This window comes from Nocardioides sp. Arc9.136, from assembly GCF_030506255.1.
Classification (GTDB): Bacteria; Actinomycetota; Actinomycetes; order Propionibacteriales; family Nocardioidaceae; genus Nocardioides.
In genome coordinates this window covers 1,465,225-1,487,321 of the sequence record NZ_CP113431.1, presented here as the reverse complement: position 1 = coordinate 1,487,321, position 22,097 = coordinate 1,465,225, and the positions used below count along the sequence as shown (strand labels likewise).

Annotated in this window: 24 protein-coding genes; 5 read left to right on the top strand and 19 right to left on the bottom strand. The window is 74.5% G+C overall.

The window, feature by feature from the left end:
* Positions 1–130: 130 nt before the first annotated feature.
* The 10 genes from OSR43_RS07200 to OSR43_RS07155 form a co-directional block, all read right to left on the bottom strand.
* Entirely contained in the window at positions 131–1,030 is a 900-nt protein-coding gene (locus tag OSR43_RS07200; RefSeq protein WP_302270557.1) for a hypothetical protein, read from the bottom strand.
* Positions 1,031–1,100: 70 nt separating this feature from the next.
* Positions 1,101–1,304, bottom strand: a complete 204-nt coding sequence (locus OSR43_RS07195; protein WP_302270556.1) for a hypothetical protein — start codon at positions 1,302–1,304, stop codon at positions 1,101–1,103.
* Between the two features lie 135 nt (positions 1,305–1,439).
* Positions 1,440–2,339, bottom strand: a complete 900-nt coding sequence (gene mutM / locus OSR43_RS07190; protein WP_302270555.1) for a bifunctional DNA-formamidopyrimidine glycosylase/DNA-(apurinic or apyrimidinic site) lyase — start codon at positions 2,337–2,339, stop codon at positions 1,440–1,442.
* A gap of 3 nt (positions 2,340–2,342) precedes the next feature.
* Positions 2,343–3,110 carry a ribonuclease III gene (rnc, locus tag OSR43_RS07185; protein ID WP_367891526.1) on the bottom strand — a complete coding sequence of 256 codons (768 nt, stop codon included), beginning with the start codon at positions 3,108–3,110 and terminating at the stop codon, positions 2,343–2,345.
* 11 nt (positions 3,111–3,121) lie between these two features.
* A complete protein-coding gene (rpmF, locus tag OSR43_RS07180) occupies positions 3,122–3,307 on the bottom strand; it encodes a 50S ribosomal protein L32 (protein WP_166189999.1) in 186 nt (61 codons plus the stop codon).
* Between the two features lie 93 nt (positions 3,308–3,400).
* Positions 3,401–3,928, bottom strand: coding sequence for a DUF177 domain-containing protein (locus OSR43_RS07175; protein ID WP_302270553.1), 528 nt, complete (start codon positions 3,926–3,928; stop codon positions 3,401–3,403).
* Positions 3,929–4,045: 117 nt separating this feature from the next.
* A complete protein-coding gene (coaD, locus tag OSR43_RS07170; protein WP_302270552.1) occupies positions 4,046–4,540 on the bottom strand; it encodes a pantetheine-phosphate adenylyltransferase in 495 nt (164 codons plus the stop codon).
* Between the two features lie 13 nt (positions 4,541–4,553).
* Positions 4,554–5,159 (bottom strand): 16S rRNA (guanine(966)-N(2))-methyltransferase RsmD, encoded by a 606-nt coding sequence (rsmD, locus tag OSR43_RS07165; RefSeq protein WP_302270550.1) that lies wholly within the window; start codon positions 5,157–5,159, stop codon positions 4,554–4,556.
* Positions 5,160–5,166: 7 nt separating this feature from the next.
* A complete protein-coding gene (locus tag OSR43_RS07160) occupies positions 5,167–7,467 on the bottom strand; it encodes an ATP-dependent DNA helicase RecG (RefSeq protein WP_302270549.1) in 2,301 nt (766 codons plus the stop codon).
* 16 nt (positions 7,468–7,483) lie between these two features.
* Positions 7,484–9,145, bottom strand: a complete 1,662-nt coding sequence (locus tag OSR43_RS07155; protein WP_302270548.1) for a DAK2 domain-containing protein — start codon at positions 9,143–9,145, stop codon at positions 7,484–7,486.
* A gap of 188 nt (positions 9,146–9,333) precedes the next feature.
* On the opposite strand from OSR43_RS07155, the gene rpmB reads away from it, so the two are divergent.
* Positions 9,334–9,519: a 50S ribosomal protein L28 gene (rpmB, locus tag OSR43_RS07150; RefSeq protein WP_011756723.1), complete on the top strand. Its 186-nt coding sequence runs from the start codon at positions 9,334–9,336 to the stop codon at positions 9,517–9,519.
* A gap of 272 nt (positions 9,520–9,791) precedes the next feature.
* Here rpmB and OSR43_RS07145 read toward each other — a convergent pair whose 3' ends face one another.
* The gene (locus OSR43_RS07145) at positions 9,792–10,766 is read right to left on the bottom strand and encodes a thiamine-phosphate kinase (RefSeq protein ID WP_302270547.1); all 975 of its coding nucleotides are present in this window, start codon (positions 10,764–10,766) and stop codon (positions 9,792–9,794) included.
* A 123-nt stretch (positions 10,767–10,889) separates the two neighbouring features.
* On the opposite strand from OSR43_RS07145, the gene OSR43_RS07140 reads away from it, so the two are divergent.
* Positions 10,890–11,126: an Lrp/AsnC family transcriptional regulator gene (locus tag OSR43_RS07140; RefSeq protein WP_166190128.1), complete on the top strand. Its 237-nt coding sequence runs from the start codon at positions 10,890–10,892 to the stop codon at positions 11,124–11,126.
* Between the two features lie 63 nt (positions 11,127–11,189).
* On the opposite strand, the gene OSR43_RS07135 is transcribed toward OSR43_RS07140, so the two are convergent.
* Entirely contained in the window at positions 11,190–12,311 is a 1,122-nt protein-coding gene (locus tag OSR43_RS07135) for a D-alanine--D-alanine ligase family protein (RefSeq protein WP_302270545.1), read from the bottom strand.
* Positions 12,312–12,341: 30 nt separating this feature from the next.
* Between OSR43_RS07135 and OSR43_RS07130 the strand changes: the two genes are divergently transcribed.
* Entirely contained in the window at positions 12,342–13,439 is a 1,098-nt protein-coding gene (locus OSR43_RS07130) for a PLP-dependent aspartate aminotransferase family protein (protein ID WP_302270544.1), read from the top strand.
* 222 nt (positions 13,440–13,661) lie between these two features.
* Here the strand turns inward: OSR43_RS07130 and OSR43_RS07125 are convergent, their stop codons facing one another.
* Together OSR43_RS07125 and OSR43_RS07120 are read right to left on the bottom strand one after the other, a co-directional pair.
* Entirely contained in the window at positions 13,662–14,699 is a 1,038-nt protein-coding gene (locus OSR43_RS07125) for an NAD(P)H-dependent glycerol-3-phosphate dehydrogenase (RefSeq protein ID WP_302270542.1), read from the bottom strand.
* Positions 14,696–15,466 carry a 1-acyl-sn-glycerol-3-phosphate acyltransferase gene (locus OSR43_RS07120; RefSeq protein ID WP_302270541.1) on the bottom strand — a complete coding sequence of 257 codons (771 nt, stop codon included), beginning with the start codon at positions 15,464–15,466 and terminating at the stop codon, positions 14,696–14,698. The genes OSR43_RS07125 and OSR43_RS07120 overlap by 4 nt, the downstream gene beginning before the upstream one ends.
* A 50-nt stretch (positions 15,467–15,516) precedes the next feature.
* Here OSR43_RS07120 and cofC point away from each other — a divergent pair, with 50 nt between their 5' ends.
* Positions 15,517–16,173 (top strand): 2-phospho-L-lactate guanylyltransferase, encoded by a 657-nt coding sequence (cofC, locus tag OSR43_RS07115; protein ID WP_302270539.1) that lies wholly within the window; start codon positions 15,517–15,519, stop codon positions 16,171–16,173.
* Positions 16,174–16,193: 20 nt separating this feature from the next.
* Here the strand turns inward: cofC and OSR43_RS07110 are convergent, their stop codons facing one another.
* The 3 genes from OSR43_RS07110 to leuC all read right to left on the bottom strand — a co-directional run bounded on the left by OSR43_RS07110 (position 16,194) and on the right by leuC (position 19,180).
* On the bottom strand, positions 16,194–16,976 hold the full coding sequence (locus OSR43_RS07110) for an HU family DNA-binding protein (protein ID WP_302270537.1): 783 nt from the start codon (positions 16,974–16,976) through the stop codon (positions 16,194–16,196).
* Between the two features lie 159 nt (positions 16,977–17,135).
* Positions 17,136–17,741: a 3-isopropylmalate dehydratase small subunit gene (gene leuD, locus OSR43_RS07105; RefSeq protein WP_302270535.1), complete on the bottom strand. Its 606-nt coding sequence runs from the start codon at positions 17,739–17,741 to the stop codon at positions 17,136–17,138.
* 14 nt (positions 17,742–17,755) lie between these two features.
* Positions 17,756–19,180 carry a 3-isopropylmalate dehydratase large subunit gene (gene leuC, locus OSR43_RS07100; RefSeq protein WP_302270533.1) on the bottom strand — a complete coding sequence of 475 codons (1,425 nt, stop codon included), beginning with the start codon at positions 19,178–19,180 and terminating at the stop codon, positions 17,756–17,758.
* Between the two features lie 96 nt (positions 19,181–19,276).
* Here leuC and OSR43_RS07095 point away from each other — a divergent pair, with 96 nt between their 5' ends.
* Entirely contained in the window at positions 19,277–19,999 is a 723-nt protein-coding gene (locus OSR43_RS07095) for an IclR family transcriptional regulator (protein WP_154615004.1), read from the top strand.
* 19 nt (positions 20,000–20,018) lie between these two features.
* Here OSR43_RS07095 and OSR43_RS07090 read toward each other — a convergent pair whose 3' ends face one another.
* A complete protein-coding gene (locus tag OSR43_RS07090) occupies positions 20,019–20,489 on the bottom strand; it encodes a methylated-DNA--[protein]-cysteine S-methyltransferase (protein WP_302270531.1) in 471 nt (156 codons plus the stop codon).
* Between the two features lies 1 nt (position 20,490).
* Entirely contained in the window at positions 20,491–22,017 is a 1,527-nt protein-coding gene (locus OSR43_RS07085) for an AlkA N-terminal domain-containing protein (RefSeq protein ID WP_302270530.1), read from the bottom strand.
* Positions 22,018–22,097 lie beyond the last annotated feature (80 nt).

The following is a 22,097-nucleotide window of genomic DNA, read 5'->3' as shown; positions in this document are numbered from 1 at the left end:
GTGGGCGTCGGCGCTGACGTGCGCGCGGCGGCTGGCGGGTGCCGCGCGGGGGAAGCTCAGCGGCCTCAGGGTACCTCCCGCGCCGGTCCGCGAGGCCGCCCTGCGGCCCCCGCGCGTCGCGTCGGCGCCCTCAGCTCCGGCGCACGGCGAGCGCGGTGAGCCCGACCGCGGCCACGTCCTCGGCGACGGCGGCCTGCCAGGTCCACCCGCGGCGCTCGGCGGCGTCCCGCCACAGCGCTCCGGCGACGGTGCCGATCGCCGCGCCCGCGGCCCCGGCGAGGACCGCGAGGACCCGCGGGGCGTCGGCACGGCCGGCCAGGGCGGCGCCGCCGCCGGCGCCGGCCAGGAGCCGGCCGCCCGTCGCCTGGGCCTGGAGCCGGCTCGGGGCCTGCGGCAGCTTGTCGCCGACCACCTCTGCGGCCACCAGCCCGGCGCTGAGGACGCCCCGGGCACGGTTGCCCGACGTCAGGGCCGGACCCGCGACGGCGAGGGACGTGCGGCTGCCGGCAGCGGCGCCCAGCGCGAGGCTGCGCCCGAGCAGCCCGACGGTGACCCGCCCGGTCGGCGCCACCTCGCCGGCCGGCGGCGTGACCCGGTCGAGGGTCCACTGGACGCCGGCGCCGTACGCGAGGTGCGGGAGGACGTCACGGGTCCAGTCCGCGGCCGACCACTCCCGCGGGTCGGTGAGCCCGCCGGCGGCCATCGGCACGTCGGTCGCGGCCATCGCCGCGAGACCGGTCGCCACCGCCCCGACCGGCCCCGGCAGGCGCAGCCCAGCCCGGCGCAGCGCGCTGGCGGCCACGCCGAGGCCGAGACCGGTCGCGGTGCCGGCGAGCGCGCCGTACGCCTCGGGCCGGCCGCCGTCGGTGGGCGGCTCCAGCCCGAGGGACCCGGCCAGGCGGAGCACGGTGCGCGTCGGCTGCGCGCTCGCCTCGCGGCCGGTGAGGGCCATGTCGAGGTAGGTGGCCGCGTTCAGCAGCGTGGTGCCCACGGCCCCTGCGGCCAGGCCTCGTCCGATCGTCGTCGCCATGCCGGGGAGGTACCCGCGGCGGGCGGCGCCAGCCGCGACCGTCGCAGGACCCGCGGCGCCGGTCGGCGGCTCAGGCGGGCTGCATCTCCTGCAGCGCCGACTCGCGGTCGAGGATGTCGGCGGCCTGCGCCGCGACGAGGCGGTCGTTCTCCTCGCTCAGCTTGAGCACGAGGGCCTCGAGCTCGCGGACGCGGGCGCGGAGACGGGCGTTGTCCGCCGAGAGGCGGGGGTCACGCAGGTCGCTGTCCAGGTAGCCGATCAGCGCCTTGGCCATGGGGTCTTCCTTCGGTTCGGAGATGGTCGTGCGGAGGGCGGTCCTCGTGGGACCGGGGAGCGGCGCAGATGGCCACCGGGGGCGTGCCGCGCGGAGGCGGGCCGTCTTCAAGAGTCCCACCGAGGCGCCGTCCGGTCAATCCGGGACGGGCACCACCGGCGGGGCACCCGCCGGCACCGGGCGTCGCCGGCGCGGCGCCGGCTGGCAGCGCGGGCAGAAGTACGACGAGCGGTTCATGAACGCCACCCGGCGGATGGGCGTCCCGCACCGGTCGCACGGCTCCCCCTCGCGGCCGTAGGCGTGCAGCGAGCGGTCGAAGTAGCCGGACTCGCCGTTGACGTTGACGTACAGCGCGTCGAACGACGTCCCGCCCTGGGCGAGCGCGTCGGTCATCACGTCGCGCACGTGGCCGAGGAGCTCGCGCACCTGCGGACCCGTCAGCCGGTCCCCCGGGCGCTCGCCGTGCAGGCGCGCGCGCCACAGCGCCTCGTCGGCGTAGATGTTGCCGACGCCCGAGACGAGGTTCTGGTCCAGCAGCAGCCGCTTGACGCCCGAGGTCCGGCGCCGCACGCGACGTACGACGTCGTCGAGGTCGAACTGCTCGTCGAGCGGGTCGCGGGCGATGTGGGCGATCTCGGGCGGCAGCCCGGCGCCGCCGGCCGAGACCGAGAGGCCGCCGAACATCCGCTGGTCGACGAACCGCAGCTCGCGCCCCTCGTCCGCGCCGTCGAGCGCCAGCCGCACCCGCAGGTGCCGCTCGGCCGGCGCGTCGGGCGGCTGCACCAGCAGCTGCCCGCTCATGCCGAGGTGCGCCATCAGCGCGTCGCCGTCGTCGAGCGGCAGCCAGAGGTACTTCCCGCGCCGGCGGGCGGCGACGATGCGGCGCCCCGCCAGCGCCTGGGCGAAGCCCTCCGGCCCGCGGGGGTCGCGGCGCACCGGTCGCGGGTGGAGGACGTCGACGCGGGTGATCGTCGCGCCGAGCACGTGCCGCTCGAGGCCGGCGCGGACGACCTCGACCTCGGGCAGCTCCGGCACGGCTCAGGCGGAGTGCTGGGAGGCGCTGGTGGCGGTGCTCGTGGCGGTGCTCGTGGCGGCGTCGGCCGCCGGGTCCGTGACGCCCAGGGCGGTGGCGATCTCGCCGTACGCCGTCTCCGCGGCGGCCTGCTCGGCCTCCTTCTTGGAGCGGCCCACGCCGTTGCCGTAGAGCTTGTCGCCGACCCGGACCTGCGCGGTGAAGGTCTTCTGGTGGTCGGGGCCCTCGTCCTCGATGACGTACTCGGGGACCCCGAGGGCGTGCTCGGCGGCGAGCTCCTGCAGCGAGGTCTTCCAGTCCAGGCCCGCGCCCATGGCCGAGGCGGCCTCGATGAGCGGGTCGAAGAGGAGGTGGACGACGCGGGCGGAGGTCTCGAAGCCGCCACCGGAGAGGTGGACGGCCCCGATGACCGCCTCGACGGTGTCGGAGAGGATCGAGGCCTTGCCCCGACCGCCCGTCGACTCCTCGCCACGACCGAGCTTCACGTGGTCGCCCAGGCCGATGGCCCGACCCACCTCGGCCAGCGCGCGGGCGTTGACGACCGCGGCGCGGAGCTTGGCCAGCCGACCCTCGGAGAGGTCGGGGTGGGTCGTGTAGAGCGTCTCGGTCACGACGACGCCGAGCACCGAGTCACCCAGGAACTCCAGGCGCTCGTTGGTCGGCAGGCCGCCGTTCTCGTACGCGTAGGAACGGTGCGTGAGCGCACGCTCCAGCAGCTCGGGGTCCAGCTCCGGATCCCCGAGCGCCGCGCGCAGCTCGCTGTAGTTGGTCAGTGGACCGGTTCTCAGATGACCTGACGACGGTCGGCGCGAGCGCCGTACTGGCCGCACTCGCCGCACGCACGGTGCGGGAGGTGCTTGGCACCGCAGGCGGGGTTCGCGCAGGTCACCAGGGTGGGCGCGACGGCCTTCCAGGCCGACCGACGGTGACGCGTGTTGCTGCGCGACATCTTCCGCTTCGGGACTGCCACTGTTCTCTCCTCGTTCTGGACCGGTGGTGCCGGCCGTACCTGGCTTCGGTGCTGCTCGCGGGACCGAGGTCGGTCCTGCTGTCTTGGTGGCTCTCAGCTGTCCTGGGAGTCCTGGTCCTGCAGGGCCGCGAGGCCCGCCCACCGCGGGTCGACCGGCGCCTCGTGCGAGTGGTCGGGGTCCTCGGCCAGGCGTGCACCGCACTCGGTGCACAGGCCAGGACAGTCGTCCTCGCACAAGGGCTGGAACGGCAGTGCGAGCACCACCGCGTCCCGCAGCAGCGGCTCGAGGTCGAGCAGGTCGTCCTCGAGCTTGCTGACCTCGTCGTCCTCGGAGTCGCCCTGGTGGGCAGGGTCGTCGTAGACGAACAGCTCCTGGAACGTGACCTCGGTGTCGTCCTCGATCGGTTCCAGGCACCGTGCGCACTCGCCCTCGAGCACGGCTCGCGCCGTGCCCGTCACCAGCACGCCCTCCATGACCGCCTCGAGGCGCAGGTCGAGCTCGACCGGCGACCCCTCGGGGACCTTGAGGACTTCGATGCCTAGATCTGGCGGTGCCGGCACCGTCCGCGTCACCTGTCGCTGGGACCCCGGGCGGCGGCCGAGCTCGCGGGTGTCGAGCACGAGCGGCGCTCTCGGGTCCAGGCTGTTCAGGAGATCACTTCCGGTCCGGGCACGTACAGATCAGCGAGAAGCCTAACCGGCGTGCCGACGATCGGACAAAACGCAGGTCGCGAGGTGTCAGGCACGGGCGGCACGCCGTTCGGCCAGCCGCGCGGTGAGCCGCTCCAGCACGGGTGCCGGCACGAACGCCGAGACGTCGCCGCCGTACGTCGCGACCTCCTTGACCAGGCTGCTGGAGAGGAAGGACCACTCCGGGCTGGTGGGGACGAAGACGGTGTCGACGCCGGTGAGCGAGGTGTTCATGTGCGCCATCGGCAGCTCGTACTCGAAGTCGCCCGCACCCCGCAGGCCCTTGACGACGGCGACGGCGTCGTTCTCCTGGCAGTACGTCGTGAGCAGGCCGGTGAAGCCGTCGACGCGGACGTTGTCCCAGCCGGCGCAGGCCTGCTCGAGCATCGAGATCCGCTCCTCGGCCTCGAAGAGCCGGTTCTTCGACGCGTTGACCCCGACCGCGACGACGACCTCGTCGAAGAGCACCGAGGCGCGTCGGACGATGTCGAGGTGGCCGTGGGTGACGGGGTCGAAGGACCCCGGGCAGACGGCTCGGCGCACGTGCGGCTCCGCTCTAGTCCTCGGCCGGGTCGTCGCCGGCGGGAGGGTCGTCGGTGGGTCGGGCGGCGCGACCGTACCAGAGCACGGTCTCCCCGTAGCGGCGCTCCCGGACCGGCTCGATGCCGTCGGGCCAGGTCGGCTCGGGGCTGCGCACGGACCGCTCGACGACGACCAGCGCGTCGGGGACGAGCCACCCGTGCTCGACCAGGGCGAGCAGGTCGCGGGCCAGGCCCGCCTCGTCCAGGGGGTACGGCGGGTCGGTGAAGACCACGTCGTACGGCGCGGCCGGCGCCCGGTGCAGCGTCGTGCCGACCGCGGCCGCGACGACGTCGGCCCGGGGGAAGCCGATGGTCCGGGCGTTCTCGCGGACGAGGGCGGCCGTGCGACGGTCCTGCTCGACCAGCGTGACCACCCCGGCGCCTCGGGACCACGCCTCCAGGCCCACCGCGCCGGAGCCGGCGTACAGGTCGAGGAAGCGCAGGCCGTGCAGCGAGCCGCACCAGGACTCCACGGCGGAGAACAGCGCCTCGCGGACCCGGTCGCTGGTGGGCCTGGTTGCGGCCCCGCGGGGGGTGGCCAGCCGCCGCCCGCCGGCGGACCCGCCGATGATCCTCGTCACTGGTCCCTCACGACTTCTCCATGTACTCGCCGGCCACCGAGAGCTCCATGTCCCGCACGACCGCGGCCAGCTCGGGTGCACCGGCCAGCGCGGGGTCGCGGTCCAGCAGCGTCTCGGCGGCCTGCCGCGCCGCCACGATGGTCTCCTCGTCCCGGAGCACGCGGAGGTTCTGGAGGCTCGAGCGGTAGCCGGACTGGTTCTTGCCCAGCACGTCGCCCTCGCGGCGCTGCTCCAGGTCCACCCGGCTCAGCTCGAAGCCGTCGGTGGTCCCGGCGACGGCGTCGAGCCGCTCGCGCGCCGGTGTGCCGGCCTCGGCGCGCGAGACCAGCAGGCACAGCCCCGGCAGCCCGCCGCGGCCGACGCGACCACGCAGCTGGTGCAGCTGGGAGACCCCGAACCGGTCGGCGTCGAGCAGCACCATCGTGGTCGCGTTGGCGACGTCGACGCCCACCTCGATGACCGTGGTCGAGACCAGCACGTCGACGTCGCCCGCGGCGAAGGCGCGCATCGTGCGGTCCTTCTCCTCCGGGTGCATCCGGCCGTGCAGCGCCTGGACGCGGAGGTCGGCGAGCGGGCCGGCGGCGAGCTCCGCGACGACCTCCTCCACGGCCGCCAGGGGCGGTCCGGTGCGGGCGGCCTTCTTCTCCCCCGCCTTCTCCCCCGCCTTCTCACCTGTGTCCTCCCCCGGCGCCCCGGGGTCGTCGGCGGGTGCGTCCTCGCCGCCCTGCTCGAGCTCGTCGCCCGCGATGCGCGGGCACACGACGTACACCTGGTGGCCGGCGGCGACCTCCTCGCGGACCCGCTCCCACACCCGCCCCATCCAGCCGGGGTGCTCGGCGAGCGGCACGACGTTGGTCTGGATCGGTGCCCGGCCCGCCGGCAGCTCGGTGAGCGTCGAGGTCTCCAGGTCGCCGAAGACCGTCATCGCCACGGTGCGCGGGATCGGCGTGGCGGTCATGACCAGCACGTGCGGCGGGGTGCCGGCCTTGTCGGTCAGCGCGGCCCGCTGCTCCACGCCGAAGCGGTGCTGCTCGTCGACGACGACCAGGCCGAGGTCGAAGAACGAGACGTGCTCCTCGAGCAGCGCGTGGGTGCCGATCACGATGCCCGCCTCGCCGGTGGCCAGCCGGGACAGCGGACCGGTGCGCTGGGCCTTGGTCATCGACCCGGTGAGCAGCTCGACGTTCGTGCCTTCCGCGGCGCCGCCGAGCATGCCGCCCGCGGCGAGGTCGCCGAGCATGGCGGTGATCGAGCGGTGGTGCTGCTGGGCGAGCACCTCGGTCGGCGCGAGCAGGGCCGCCTGCCCGCCGGAGTCCACGACCCGGAGCATGGCCCGCAGCGCCACCAGGGTCTTGCCGGAGCCGACCTCGCCCTGGAGGAGGCGGTTCATCGGGTGCGGCTCGGCGAGGTCGCGCTCGATCTCCTCCCCCACCGTGCGCTGGCCGGCGGTGAGCTCGAAGGGCAGCCGGGCGTCGAACGCCGCGAGCAGCGCGCCCTCGCCGCCGGTGCGGGTCCGGGCGCCGAGGTCCCGCAGCGCCCGGCGGCGCCTGGCCAGGACCAGCTGGGTGACCAGCGCCTCCTCGAAGCGGAACCGCTTCATCGCCGCGCCGACCTGGCGACGGTCGTCGGGCGCGTGCACCCAGTCCAGGGCCCGCCGGGCGGGCAGCAGTCCGTGCTCGTCGCGGACGTCGGGCGGGAGGAGGTCGGGCACCTCGTCGACGACGCTGCGCGCGAAGGTGATCGCCCGCTGCAGGTCCCACGACTCCACCCCGCTGGTGAGCGGGTAGATCGGGTAGAGCGCGCCCAGGGCGTCCAGCTCGGCCTCGACGTCCTCGGCGTCGGGCCCGCCGGGACCGCCCTCGGGGCCCTCGCCGAAGAGCACTATCTTGGGGTTGGTCAGCTGCCACTCGCCACGGAAGGCGTTGACGCCGCCGACGAACAGCCCGCGCCGGCCGACCGCCAGGCGGCGGGCGTTCCACTCCGCGACGTGGCGGCCCTTGGCGAAGAACGACATCCGCAGCCGCGGGCCGTCGGTGGTCAGCGTCGTGTCCAGGCGGTACGCCGTGCGGCCGGTGCGCCGGTCGGTGTAGGTGCGGACGTCGGAGGCGACGACCTCGCCGACCACGGTGATGACCTCGCCGGGCTGCAGCTCGTCGACCTTGGTGAGCTCCTTGGTCTCGACGTAGCGCCGCGGGAAGTGGTGCAGCAGGTCGCCGACCGTGCGGATGCCGAGCCTCTCCTCGATCTTGGCGCGCTTGCCCTTGTGGTCGCCCAGCACGGCGGCGACCGGCGTCTCGACGGTGATCACGCGGTGTCCGCTCCCCTCACTCGACCGCCACCAGGAGCGGGTACCGCTCCTGGCCACCGTCGTACACCACGACGTCGACAGCGGGGTGGTGCTCCTCCACCCAGCCGGCGCACCGGGTGGCGAGGGCGCCCTCGGGATCCTCGGCGCCGGCGACGATCGTCACCAGCTCGCCGCCGCCGCCGAGCAGCCGGTCGAGGACCTGCGTGCCCACGGCGAACTGGTCCTCCCCGACGACCACGAAGTCGCCCGCCACCACGCCGAGGACGTCGCCGACCTCGCAGGGGCCGGCCATCGTCATCGCCCGGCGCGCCGCGACGGTGACCGCCCCCTGGCGGGCGTGCCGGGCGGTCGCGGTCATCTCGAGCACGTCCTGGTCGAAGGAGCGGCCCGGCTCGTGGACCGCCAGCGCGGCCAGCCCCGAGACCTGGGCGGGCGTCGGGATGACCGCCACGCGCAGGCCGCCCTGGGCGTCGCCCTCGGCGGTGCTGGCCGCGACCTGCGCGACCCGCACGGAGTCGTGGTCGTTGGGCAGCACGACGACCTCGGAGGCGCCGCAGGAGGTGATCGCCTCCAGCAGCTCCCCCGTGCTCGGCCGGCGGCCCGGCCCGCCGTGCACGACCACCGCGCCGGCCTCCTCGAACAACCGGGCCAGTCCCGGGCCGGCAGCGACGGCCACGACCTTCCGCCCGGCGCGCGCGGGGGTGCGGCGACGTGCCTCGGCGACCTGCTCGGCGAAGTGGGTGACGCGCACCCGGTGCGGCCGGCCGGCCTCGATGCCGGCCTCGATCGCGGCGCCGACGTCGTCCACGTGGACGTGGACGTTCCAGAGCCCCTCGCCGCCGACGACCACCAGCGAGTCGCCGAGCGCGCCCAGCGACCGGCGCAGCGGCGGGATGTGCTCGTCGTCGGCCTCGAGCAGGTACATGACCTCGTAGGACGGACCGTCCGGGGACAGCTCGTGCTGCACCATGGCCGGCTGCGGGATCAGGTGGCTGCCCAGGGGCGCGGTCACCGGCACCGGCCGGCGGCCGGTCAGGACCGTCTCGGCGGCGTCGAGCACCACGCTCAGCCCGCGACCGCCGGCATCGACCACGCCGGCGTCGCGCAGCACGGCCAGCTGCTCCGGCGTACGCGCGAGGGCGGTGCGGGCCGCCTCCGCGGCGGCGGCGAAGACGTCGCGGGCGCGCGCACCCGGCTGGGCAGCGCGTTCCCCGGCCGCCTCGGCGGCGGCGCGACCCACGGTGAGCATCGTGCCCTCGACCGGCTCCCCCACCGCGGCGTACGCCGCGTCGCTGGCGTGCCGGAGCGCGTCGGCCATGACCGCGGCGTTGCGCTCGCCGCCCCGGCCGGACGCGAGCCGCCGGGCGATCGCCCCCAGCATCTCGCTGAAGATCACCCCGGAGTTGCCGCGGGCACCGAGCAGCGCCCCGCGCGCCAGGGCCGCCAGGGCCGGGCCGAGGTCGGCGTCGGGGTCCCCGCCACCGGTCGCCTCGCGCAGCGCGTCGCGCGCCGCCGAGACCGTCAGCCACATGTTGGTGCCCGTGTCGCCGTCCGGCACCGGGTAGACGTTGAGCGCGTCCACCTCCTCGCGCGCCTCGGCGAGGGCCTCGACCGCGATGTCGACGAACCGCAGCACGACCGCGAGCGAGATGGCGCCGTGGCCCGGCACTTGCTCCATCGGCGTCCTCGACTGTCGTGGGTGACCGTGGACCGTGGCACGATGGTCGGGGCCGGTCCTGGCGGATGACGAGGAGCCAGGGTATGGCCTCGGGCGACGATTTCCGGGTGGACCCACTCGTCAGATATTCTCGCCCGGTTGCCCGCTCGTCGGGCGCCTCACACGTAATCGATCATCAGGAGTTCACGGTGGCTGCCGTCTGCGACATCTGCGCCAAGAAGCCTGGCTTCGGCAACAACCGGCCGTGGTCGCGCAAGATCACGAAGCGTCGTTTCGACCCCAACATCCAGCGGGTTCGTGCGACCGTCAACGGTACGCCCAAGCGGCTCAACGTCTGCACCGGCTGCCTCAAGGCCGGCAAGGTCACTCGCTGAGCGAGTCGATCCGCGGAGGCCGTCACCCCTGAGGGGTGGCGGCCTCCTGCTTTTCCCCGCCTTCCGGCGCGCACCCGCGCGTTCGTGCAACGCGCTGTCCGGTGGTCTGCCGCGCTGTCCGCTGGTCTGCCGCGCCGTCGGAGCGTGCAACGCGCCGTTCGGTGGTCTCCCGCGCCGTTGGAGGCACTGCCGCGCCGATCCGCCGGCGCGGTAGTCCTTCGAACGGCGCGTTGCAAGCAGCGACGCCCGCCCGCCCGGGGCGCCGGCTCGGCTCAGAAGTGCGTCCAGCCGGTCGGGCCGTCGTAGGGGGCGCCGTCGACGGTGACGGCGCCGACCGCGCCGTCGGCCGGCTCGGTGACCTCGCCGACCACGTCCCAGCCCTCGGGGACGTCGGCGGAGTCGAAGGTCGCGAGCAGGGCGTGGTCGTCGCCTCCACCGAGCACGAAGCCGAGCGGATCGGCGCCGAGAGCCGCGCCGACGGCGTGCAGCGGCTCGGGGACCTCGAACGCGCCGCGGCGGACGTCGATCGCCACCCCGGAGGCCGAGGCGAGGTGGCCGGCCTCGGCGAGCAGGCCGTCGGAGACGTCGATCATCGAGGTCGCACCGGCCTCGGCGGCGGCCGGCCCGGCGTCGTACGGCGGAGCGGGGCGGCGGTAGGCCTCGACGAGCACGCGCGGGGAGCGGAAGCCGCGACCGAGCACCGCCAGTCCCCCGGCGGCCCAGCCCTGCCGGCCGTGCAGGGCGAGCACGTCCCCGGGGCGGGCGCCCGAGCGGAGCACCGGGGAGACGGTGCAGGCGCCGAGGACGGTCACGGCGATGACGATCTCGTCCGCGCGGGTCAGGTCGCCGCCGACGACGCTCGCGCCGACGAGGGCGCACTCGTCGGCGAAGCCGCGGGCGAAGTCCAGCGCCCACTGCGCCTCGAGGTCAGCCGGTGCGGCGAGCCCGACGGTCAAGGAGCCGGCGCGACCGCCCATGGCGTTGATGTCGGAGATGTTCTGCGCGGCGGCACGGTGCCCGACGTCCTCCGCGGACGCCCACTCCCGGCGGAAGTGACGGCCCTCGACCATCAGGTCGGTGGAGACCACGACGTGCCCGGTGCGCACGCGCAGCACCGCCGCGTCGTCGCCGGGGCCCACCAGGACGTGCTCGCCCTGCTCGAAGAGCCGGGTGAACGCCTCGATCAGGCCGAACTCACCGGCGTCGCCCAACGTCGCGCCGGCGGGGAACGGAGCACTCGCAGCCATGGACCCATCCCACCAGACGCCCGCCGGGCGGCGAGCGGGCGCCGGGCTGTCGGCGCGTGGCGACCAGGGGGTAGGTTGACGCCGAACCGCAGTCCAGCGCTGAGCAGCAGGGAGAGCACCACGATGGTCGTCCAGGCGTACATCCTGATCCAGACCGACGTCGGCAAGGCTGCCGAGGTCGCCCGCGAGATCGCGCAGGTCAAGGGTGTCACCCTCGCCGAGGACGTCACCGGGCCCTACGACGTGATCGTGCGCGCCGAGGCGCGCAACGTCGACGAGCTCGGCAAGCTCGTCGTCGCGAAGGTGCAGACCCTCGACGGCATCACCCGCACCCTCACCTGCCCGGTCGTCCACATCTGAGGACCGCACCCGACGCCCCGTGCCCGCCGGGCGCGGGGCGTCGTGCTGCTCCGGGGCAGGGCGTCAGCGCAGGCCGGTGTCGCGCGCCAGCGCGAGGCGGAGCAGCCGGTCGACCAGCGCCGGGTAGTCCAGGCCGGTGGCCGCCCACATCCGCGGGAACATCGACAGCGGGGTGAACCCGGGCATGGTGTTGAGCTCGTTGACCACCAGCGAGCCGTCGGGGAAGACGAAGAAGTCGACCCGGGCCAGCCCCTCGCACCCGACCGCCTCGAACGCCGCGGCCGACAGGCTGCGCAGCCGCTCCTCCACGCCGTCGGGCAGCACGGCGGGCACGTCGAGCTCGGTGGCCTCCTCGGGGAGGTACTTGGCGTCGAAGTCGTAGAACTCGTGGTCACCGGTGATCCGGATCTCCGCCGGGACGCTGGTCTCGGTCGACCCGTCCAGCGCCTGCAGCACGCCGCACTCGACCTCGCGGGCACCGGTGGCGCAGACCTCGACCAGCACCCGAGGGTCGTGCTCGAGGGCGTGCTCGATCGCCGCGTCGAGACCGGCGGGGTCGTGGACCTTGGAGATGCCGATCGACGAGCCGCCGCGGGCGGGCTTCACGAAGAGCGGGTAGCCCAGCCCGGCGGAGCGCTCCCGGCACTCCTGCGGGTCCGCGGACCACTCGCGGGCGGTGACCACCACGCTCGGCATGACCGGCAGGCCGGCGGCGGCGAGGACCACCTTCATGTAGGCCTTGTCCATCGCGACCGCGGACGCGAGCACGCCGGCGCCGACGTACCGCACCCCGGCCATCTCGAGCATGCCCTGGATCGTGCCGTCCTCGCCCCACGGGCCGTGCAGCAGCGGGAAGACCACGTCGACCTCGCCGAGCGTGCGCGGCGGCGCCGAGGCCTCGGTGACGACGAGGTCGGTCCCGGCCGCGTCGGGGGCGAGCGCGACCGTCGCGCGCTCGCCGTCGACGCTGGGCATCCGGTCGGCGCCGTCACCGGCACCGATCCGCAGCCGCTCGACGTCGCCGGACTCCAGCACCCAGCGGCCGTCCCGGGCGATGCCGACCGGCACGACGTCGTACTGCTCGGGATCGATGGCCTGGAGGACGCTGCCGGCGGTCACGCACGAGATGGCGTGCTCGCTGGAACGGCCACCGAAGACGACGGCGACGCGGGGCTTGCGGATCACCGTCCGACCCTATCGACCTAGGGTTGTCCCATGACTGCGGACGCGCCCGACCACCTGACCGACCACCTCGCGTCGATGGGCACCGGCACCCGCGCGGTGCACCTGGGCCGCCCTCCGCACGTCGCGGACCAGCCGCTGAACGAGCCGATCACGCCGGCGTCGACCTTCGTGGCCGGCGGTGACCGGGAGTACGGCCGGTACGGCAACCCGACCTGGAGCGCGTTCGAGACGGCCCTCGGCGGGCTCGAGGGCGGCCGCGCGCTGGCGTTCTCCTCCGGGCTCGCCGCCGTCGCGACCGTGCTGGACCTCGTCGGCAACGGCGCCAAGGTCGTCGCGCCCCGCAACTGCTACACCGGCACGGCCATGCAGCTCGGCGACCTCGAGGCCCGCGGCCGCCTGCGCACCGAGCTGGTCGACGTGACCGACACCGCTGCGGTGGTCAGGGCCTGCGAGGACGCCGCGCTGGTGTGGCTGGAGTCGCCCACCAACCCGGCGCTCGAGATCGCGGACCTCCCGACGATCATCGCCGCCGCCCACGAGGCCGGGGCGTACGCCGTCGTCGACAACACCTTCGCCACTCCCCTGCTCCAGCGACCGCTGGAGTCCGGCGCGGACCTGGTCGTGCACTCGGTCACCAAGTACCTCGCCGGCCACAGCGACGTCCTCATGGGTGCGGTCGTCACCGCCGACGACGAGCTGCACGGAGTGATCAAGGGCCGTCGCGACCTGCTCGGCGCGGTGCCCGGCACGTTCGAGGCCTACCTCGCCCTGCGCGGCCTGCGCACCCTCCACCTCCGCGTCGAGCGGGCGCAGTCGAACGCCGCCGAGCTGGCGCGCCGGCTGGGCGACCACCCGGCGATCGAGGAGGTCCGCTACCCCGGGTTCGGCGGCATCGTGGCGATCGTGCTGGCCCAGGGCGCCATGGCCGCGGACCTGCTCACCCACAAGACGAGGCTGTGGGTGCACGCCACGTCCCTCGGCGGCGTGGAGTCCACCTTCGAGCGGCGCCGTCGCTGGAAGGCCGAGCCCGCCACGATCCCCGACGCGCTCGTCCGGCTCTCCGTCGGCGTCGAGGACGTCGACGACCTGTGGGAGGACCTCCGCGTCGCGCTGGACGACCTCACCTGAGGCACCGCCCGCTGGTCGAGCAGCGAGCGCTCGCGAACAGCCGCGCTGGTCGAGCAGCGAGCGCCGGCGAGCGTCGTCGAGACCCGGTGAGGTCCCCACCCGCGGTGCGCACCTCACCGGGTCTCGACCCGCTCGCGCGACCTCGTTCCTCGGTCGCGTCGCTTGCTCGACCTTCGCGAGCCACGCGGCGACCTCGTTGCTCGGTCGCCGCTGCTCGCTCGCTCAGTCGGTCTCGGCCTTGGTGTCGCGGGCGATGAAGGACTCCATCATCTCCTGGGCGGTCATCCGCCCGGCGACGACGGCGTCGACGTGCTCGGCGATCGGTGCGTCGACACCGGTCTGCCGGGCCAGCGCCAGCAGGGAGGAGCAGGACTTCGCGCCCTCCGCGACCTGGCGGGTCGAAGCGTAGATCTCCGCGGCGCTCAGCCCCTGCCCGAGCTTCTCGCCGAACGTGCGGTTGCGCGACAGCGGCGAGGAGCAGGTGGCCACGAGGTCGCCGAGGCCGGCGAGGCCCATCAGGGTCAGCGGGTTGGCGCCGAGGCCCATCGCGAGCCGCGCGGTCTCGGCGAGGCCGCGGGTGATCAGCGAGGCGGTGGTGTTGTCGCCGAAGCCCAGGCCGACCGCCATGCCGACCGACAGCGCCACGACGTTCTTGTACGCCCCGCCCAGCTCGCAGCCGAGGACGTCGACGCTCGTGTAGGGCCGGAAGGCCGCCGTGTGGCACCGCTGCTGCAGCATCCGCGCGACGTCCTCGTCCTCGCAGGCGACGACCGACGCGGCCGGCTCGCGCCGCGCGATCTCCTTGGCGAGGTTGGGGCCGCTGACGACGGCGATCCGCTCCGGTCCGGCGCCGGTGACCTGGCCGATCACCTCGCTCATCCGCTCCAGCGTGCCGAGCTCCACGCCCTTCATCAGCGAGACGAAGACCGCGCCGGGCTCGACGTACGGCGCCCACGCGGTGAGGTTCTCGCGCAGGGACTGGCTGGGGGTGGCCAGCACGACGACGTCGGCGCCGTGCAGCGCCTTCTCCACGTCGTGGGTGGCCGACACCGACGGGGGCAGCTCGATGCCGGGCAGGTAGTCGGGGTTCTCGCGCCGCTCGTTGATCGACTCGGCGACCTCGGGCCGCCGCGCCCACAGCACGACGTCGTTGCCGGCGTCGGCGAGCACGATGGAGAACGCCGTCCCCCACGACCCGGCGCTGAAGACGGCGACCTTGCCGCGCCCACCGGGGGCGTCCTGGCTCGGGACAGTGGTCATGCGGGGTCCTCCCCGATCTCGTGGCGGCGCGGGTTGCCGGTCGGTCGTACCCCGTGCTTGCGCATGTCGAACCTCTCGGCGGGTGCCGTGCCGCCGCGCACGTCCTCGACCAGCACCGTGATCGCGGCCATGATCCGGTCGGTCGCCTCCTGGACGACCTCGGGACTGCGGGGCCGGGCGAGGAGGTCGGCGAGGTCGACGGGGTCGCCGACCTTCATCCTGATCAGCTTGCGGGGGACGACGTCCGGCTTCTTCGCGTACGGCGCCAGCAGCTCCTGCGCGCCCCACTGCCCGACGGGGATCACGGGACAGCCGGTCTCCAGCGCGATCCGCGCGGCCCCTGACTTCCCTGTCATCGGCCACAGGTCGGGGTCGCGGGTGATCGTGCCCTCGGGGTAGACCACCACGCACTCACCGGCGCGGACGGCGGCGACCGCGGCGTCGTACGCGCCGATCGCGTTGCGGGTCAGCCGCTCGACGGGGATCTGCCCGGCGGCCTGCAGGAAGAAGCCGAGCGCCTTGTTCTTGAACAGCCCGGACTTGGCCAGGTAGCGCGGGATCCGGCCGTGGTCGTAGACGATGTGCGCCGCGGTGAGCGGGTCGACGTGCGAGATGTGGTTCATGACCAGGATGCAGCCGCCGCGCACCGGGATCTTGTCGCCGCCCTCCCACTCGTGGCGGGTCGTGGCGAGCAGCGTGGGCTTCACGATCGCGACCGCGATGTTCCACGCCCAGCCTCGCTTCTGCTGCAGCTTCCGGACCGTCACGAGCGCAGGCTACTCGCCCGGCTCGCCGGCGCCTGAGAGGATCGGGAGCGATGTCTGCCCAGCCCCCGGGACCTCGCTCCCCCGCCCGCTTCGTCGTGGTCGTCCCCGTCAAGCCTCCCGCCTTCGGGAAGTCCCGCCTCGGCGGCCTCGGCGACGACCAACGACGCCGCCTCGCCGCGGCGTTCGCGGTCGACACCGTCGCCGCCTGCCTGGCCGCCGACGCGGTCGCACAGGTGCTCGTGGCGACCGACGACGCGGGGTTCAGCGCGCAGCTGGTGGCGCTCGGGTGCGCCGCCATCCCCGACGGCGACACCAACGACCTCAACTCCGCGCTGCGGCAGGCCGTCGCGGAGGCGGGGCGCCGCTGGCCCGAGCTCGAGCCGGTGGCGCTGTGCGCCGACCTCCCGGCCCTGCGGGCCGAGGACCTCGACGACGCCCTGCACGGACTGGTCCCGGGAGGGGCGTCGTTCGTCGCCGACGCCGCCGGGCTCGGCACGACGCTCTACACCGCGCCGTACGCCGAGTTCGACCCGCAGTTCGGCGTCGGCTCGCGTGAGGCTCACCTGGCCGTCGGCGCGCTCGAGGTGCGCGGCGGGCTGCGGACGCTGCGGCGCGACGTCGACGACCTCGACGACCTCCGCGAGGCCGCCGTCCTCGGGCTGGGCCCGAGGACGGCGCCGCTCGTCGAGGAGCTCGGCCTGGCCTGAGGCGCCTGGTCCGCCGGTGGTCAGCTGGAGCCGCCGGCGGCCTTCTTCGCGGGGGTCTTCTTCGCGGCGGTCTTCGTGACTGGCGCCTTCTTCGCGGCGCTCGTCTTGGCGGTGCTCTTCTTCGCGGTGCTCCCCGCGGCACTCGTCTTCTCGGCGGTCGCCTTCTTCGCCGGGGTCGCCTTCTTGGCCGGGGTCGCCTTCTTGGCCGCGGCCTTCGCCGCGGTCGTCCTCGAGGCCGCGGCCTTCGCGCCGGCGGCCTTGGTCGCCGGCGACTTCTTGGCCGCCGCCTTCGTCGTCGCGGCCGAGGTGGTGACGGCCGACTTCGCCGCGGTCGGCGCCGCCGCGCTCGTCTTGGCCGGCGCCTTGGCGGGCTGCTTCCCTCCGGACTTGCCCGCGGACTTGCCCGCGGACTTCCCGGCCGCGGCCGAGCCCTTGCCGGGCCCGACGGGCGCGGCCTTGAGGGCCACACCGGCCGCCGCCCGCGCAGCACCCGTCGAGGCGGCGACGGTCAGCGCCGGGAGCTTCTTGGCCCCGGAGACGACGTCCTTGAGCTGGGCGCCGGCCTTGAACTTCGGCACGGCGGTCTTCTCGGCCTTGACCCGCTCGCCCGTCGAGGGGTTGCGCACCCAGCGCGCGTCGCGGACCCGCTTCTCGAACGAGCCGAAGCCCGTGATCGCGACCTTGTTGCCCTTGGCCACCTCGCGGGTGATGGTGTCGACCACCGACTCCAGCGCGTGCGCCGCCGCCTTCCTGTTGCCGTCGAACCGCTCGGCGAGCGTGTCGATGAGCTCGGACTTGTTCATCTGGCTGTCCTTCCGACGAACCCCGGACGCCGAGCTCGTGCTCGACCCTCGAGCACGCACGCTAGGGACAAGTGGCCCGGGCCACAACGACCGCGCCGACGACCGCGGGAGGCGGTCGTCGGCGCGGGACGTCGACAGCGGGCGTCGGCGGGAGCCGGTTCAGGCGTGCTGGGTGACCGGCTTCCACCGCGGGCGCGAGCCCTCGTAGGTGGAGATGTCGCCCTCGTGGCCGAGGGTGATGCCGATGTCGTCGAGGCCCTCCAGGAGCCGCCACCGGGTGTAGTCGTCGATGTCGAAGGAGTCCTCGATCGCGTCGACGCCCTCGCCGGCGCGGACGGTCCGGGTCTCCAGGTCGACGGTGACGGAGGCGCCCGGGTGCTCGTCGAGGTGGTCCCAGAGCCGCTGGACGACCTTCTCGTCGACCTGGGCGGCCAGCAGCCCGGCCTTGCCGGAGTTGCCGCGGAAGATGTCGGCGAACCGCGGCGAGATGACCGCCTTGAAGCCGTAGTTCTGCAGCGCCCAGACGGCGTGCTCGCGCGAGGAGCCGGTGCCGAAGTCCGGCCCGGCGACGAGCACCGAGCCGGCGGCGTACACCGGGTTGTTGAGGACGAAGGACGGGTCGTTGCGCCAGGCGGCGAAGAGCCCGTCCTCGAAGCCGGTGCGGGTCACCCGCTTGAGGTAGACCGCGGGGATGATCTGGTCGGTGTCGACGTTGCTGCGGCGCAGCGGGACGCCGACGCCGGTGTGGGTCGTGAACTTCTCCATGGACGTGCTCCGGTTCAGACGGTCGCCGGCGCGGCGACGGGCTCGAGGTCGGCGGGCGAGGAGAGGGTGCCGCGGACGGCCGTGGCGGCAGCCACCGGCACCGAGACCAGGTGGGTGCGTCCACCCTTGCCCTGGCGGCCCTCGAAGTTGCGGTTGGAGGTCGAGGCGCTGCGCTCGCCGGGCTGAAGGGTGTCGGGGTTCATGCCCAGGCACATCGAGCAGCCGGCGCCGCGCCACTCGGCGCCCGCCTCCTTGAAGACCACGTCCAGGCCCTCCTCCTCGGCCTGCAGCCGCACCCGGACCGAGCCGGGGACGACGAGCAGGCGCGTGTCGGCGGCGACGTGGTGGCCCTTGATGATGTCGGCGGCCAGCCGGAGGTCCTCGATCCGGCCGTTGGTGCAGGAGCCGACGAAGACGGTGTCGACCTTCACCTCGCGCATCGGGGTGCCGGCCTCGAGACCCATGTACTCCAGGGCCTTCTCGGCGGCGACCTGGTCGCTGACGTCCTCGAAGTCGGCGGGCACCGGGACGGCCGCGCCCAACGGCACGCCCTGGCCCGGGTTGGTGCCCCAGGTGACGAACGGGGTCATCACGCTCGCGTCGAGCACGATCTCCTTGTCGAAGACCGCGTCGTCGTCGGTGCGCAGGCTCGTCCAGTGCTCGACGGCCGCGTCCCAGTCGGCGCCGGTCGGCGCCTCGGGGCGGCCGGCGATGTAGTCGAAGGTCGTCTGGTCGGGCGCGATCATCCCGGCCTTGGCGCCCCACTCGATGCTCATGTTGCACACCGTCATCCGGCCCTCCATCGAGAGCTCCTCGATGGCCTGGCCGCGGTACTCCACGATGTAGCCCTGGCCGCCGCCGGTGCCGGTGTGCGCGATGAGGTTCAGGACCATGTCCTTGGCCGTGACGCCCTCGGGCAGGCTGCCGTTGATGGTGACGGCCATCGTCTTGGGCTTGGCCTGCATCAGCGTCTGGGTGGCCAGCACGTGCTCGACCTCGGAGGTGCCGATGCCGAAGGCGATCGCACCGAAGGCCCCGTGGGTGCTGGTGTGGCTGTCGCCGCACACGATCGTCATGCCCGGCTGGGTCAGGCCCAGCTGCGGGCCGACGACGTGGACGATGCCCTGGTCGAGGTCGCCGAGCGGGTGCAGGCGGACGCCGAACTCCGCGGCGTTGCGCCGCAGGGTCTCGACCTGCGTGCGGGATACCGGGTCCGCGATCGGCTTGTCCCAGTCCAGCGTCGGGACGTTGTGGTCCTCGGTGGCCAGGGTCAGGTCGGGGCGGCGGACCTGCCGGCCCGCGAGCCGGAGGCCGTCGAAGGCCTGCGGCGAGGTCACCTCGTGGATGAGGTGGAGGTCGATGTAGAGCAGGTCCGGCTCTCCCGGCGTCGAGCGGACGACGTGCTCGTCCCAGACCTTCTCGGACAGGGTCCGACCCATGGTGTCTCTCCCTCATGACGTGCTCGTGACGTACTTCTCGGTACGTCCCCACTGTAGACCCTTGCATCCCATGATGCGAGACGGCAGTATTGCCATATGGACACCACCAGCGGAGTGGGCGTGCTCGACAAGGCCGCTCTCGTGCTCACCGCCCTCGAGTCGGGCCCCGCCACCCTGGCCGGGCTCGTCGCCGGGACCGGCCTGGCCCGCCCCACCGCGCACCGCCTCGCCGTCGCCCTCGAGCACCACCGCCTGGTGGCCCGCGACATGCAGGGCCGCTTCGTGCTGGGCCCCCGCCTCGCCGAGCTGTCCGCCGCCGCCGGCGAGGACCGGCTCCTCGCCACTGCCGGGCCGGTGCTCGCGCGACTGCGCGACATCACCGGCGAGTCCGCGCAGCTGTGGCGCCGGCAGGGCGAGCACCGGGTGTGCGTCGCCGCCGCCGAGCGCCCCTCGGGCCTGCGCGACACGATCCCCGTGGGCTCCCAGCTGACGATGCGCGCCGGCTCGGCCGCCCAGGTGCTGCTGGCGTGGGAGGACCCCGAGCGGATGCACCGCGGCCTGCAGAACTCCGCCTTCTCCGCCGCCGCGCTCTCCGGCATCCGCCGCCGCGGCTGGGCGCAGTCCGTGGGCGAGCGCGAGCAGGGCGTCGCGTCGGTCTCGGCGCCGGTCCGCTCCCCCGGCGGCAAGGTCATCGCCGCGGTCTCCGTCTCCGGCCCGCTCGAGCGGCTCTCCCGCCAGCCCGGTCGCATGCACGCCCCCGCGGTGCTCGCGGCTGCCGAGCGGCTCTCGGAGTCGCTGCGCCGCGCCGCCGCGGAGTGACGCCCCCTCCCCTGCCCGGTCAGAACAGCCCGGCGGACTCCAGGCCGAGCAGCAGCTGCTTGCGCGGCAGGCCGCCGGCGTACCCGGTCAGCGTGCCGTTGGCGCCGATCACCCGGTGGCAGGGCACGACGATGGGGATCGGGTTGCGCCCGTTGGCCAGGCCGACCGCGCGGGACGCGGCGGCGGTCATGCCGAGCCGCAGCGCCACCTGGCCGTACGACGCGGTCTCGCCGTACCCGATCCGGCGCAGCTCGGCCCACACCCGCTGCTGGAAGTCGCTGCCGACCGGCGCGAGCGGCAGGTCGAACTCCTCGAGCTCGCGGTCGAAGTAGGCGCGCAGCTGGCGCGCGGTCTCGACGAGCAGGGGGTGGGTGTCGTCGCGGTCCTCCTCCGGCAGCTCGACGACGGGGGCGAACTCGATCGCGACCAGCGCGTCGTCGCGCTCGACGAGGCGCAGCTCGCCGACGGGGCTCTCGATCACGGTCCACATCTCAGGTGGCCTCCGTCCTGTCCGGTGGTGCGGTGGGTGGCATCAGGGTGTTCCACAGGTGCAGCAGCGCGTAGGAGCGCCAGGGCCGCCAGTCGTCCGCCCCGGCGACGAGCCTGGTGACGGAGACGTCGTCGTGGCCGAGCCCGCGCAGGGCGTTGCGCACGCCGACGTCGGTCGGCAGGAAGACGTCGGGGTGTGCCAGGGCGCGCATCGCGACGTAGTCGGCCGTCCAGGGCCCGATGCCGGGCAGGACGAGGAGCCGGCGGCGCACGTCGTCGCGCTCCGCGCCCCGGTCGAGCGCGACGTCGCCGGCCGCGAGCGCCGCGGCGAGGCCGACGAGCGCCCGACCACGCGCCCGCGGCATCGGCAGGGTCGCCGGGTCCACCGCGGCCAGCGTGGCCGTGTCCGGGAACAGGTGGGTGAGACCCGGGACGTCGGTGGCCACCGGGCGGCCGTGCTCGGCGACCAGGCGCCCGAGCACCGTGCGGGCGCCCGCGACGCTGACCTGCTGCCCGACGACGGTGCGCAGGGCGGTCTCGTCACCGTCGACCTGGCCAGGCACGCGCAACCCCGGGCAGGCACGCACGAGCGGCCCGACGACCGGGTCGCCGGCGAAGTGGTCGTCGACGGCCACGGGGTCGCAGTCGGCGTCGAGCAGGCGCCGGGCGCGCTCGACGGCGGCGGTCGTGTCGCGGAGGTCGTGCAGGGTGAGCGTCGCGGCGACGAACGCCGTCCGCCCGGCGTCCCGCTCGTCGGCGAGGTCGAGGCGCACGACGCCCGGCCCGTGCGGCAGGTCGAGGGTCCGGGCGTACCAGCCGTCGCCGGCGACCTCCACCCCCGGGACCAGGTGGTAGGCGAGGAAGTCCAGCAGCGCACGGCCCGCGAAGGGGGTGCGGACGGCGAGCCGCATCGTCACGGTGCCGTCGCCGCCGCGCCGGTCGCGACGACCGCGCAGCTGGGTCGGGGACGCGGCGTACACCTCGCGGACGGTGTCGTTGAACTGCCGGACGCTCGTGAACCCGGCGGCGAACGCCACGTCGGCGTAGGACAGGTCCGTGGTCTCGATGAGCACGCGGGCGGTCTGGGCGCGACGGGCGCGCGCCAGGCCCAGGGGGCCGGCGCCGAGCTCGGCCAGGAGGATCCGGGAGAGGTGGCGCGGGGTGTAGCCCACCCGGCGGGCGAGCCCCTCGACCCCCTCCCGGTCGACCACGCCGTCCGCGAGCAGCCGCATCGCCCGGCCGGCCACCGTCGCCGCGACGTCCCAGTCCGGGCTGCCCGGGGTCGCGTCCGGCAGGCACCGCTTGCAGGCCCGGTAGCCGGCCGCTTGGGCCGCCGCGGCGCTGGGGTGGAAGGTGACGTTGCCGTACGCCGGCGTGCGCGCCGGGCAGCTGGGCCGGCAGTAGATCCCGGTCGTCCGCACGGCGGTCCAGAAGACGCCGTCGAAGCGACGGTCCCGCGACTTCACCGCGCGGTAGCAGGACTCGGGGTCCAGCCGGAGGTCGCCGTCGGTCGTCGTCACAGCCCCCATCCTCGCCCACGCCGCCGACGTCGGCTGGCGGGAATCGGACACTGCCGCCGTCCGCGATCGGCCGCGCCGCGCCCGTGCGC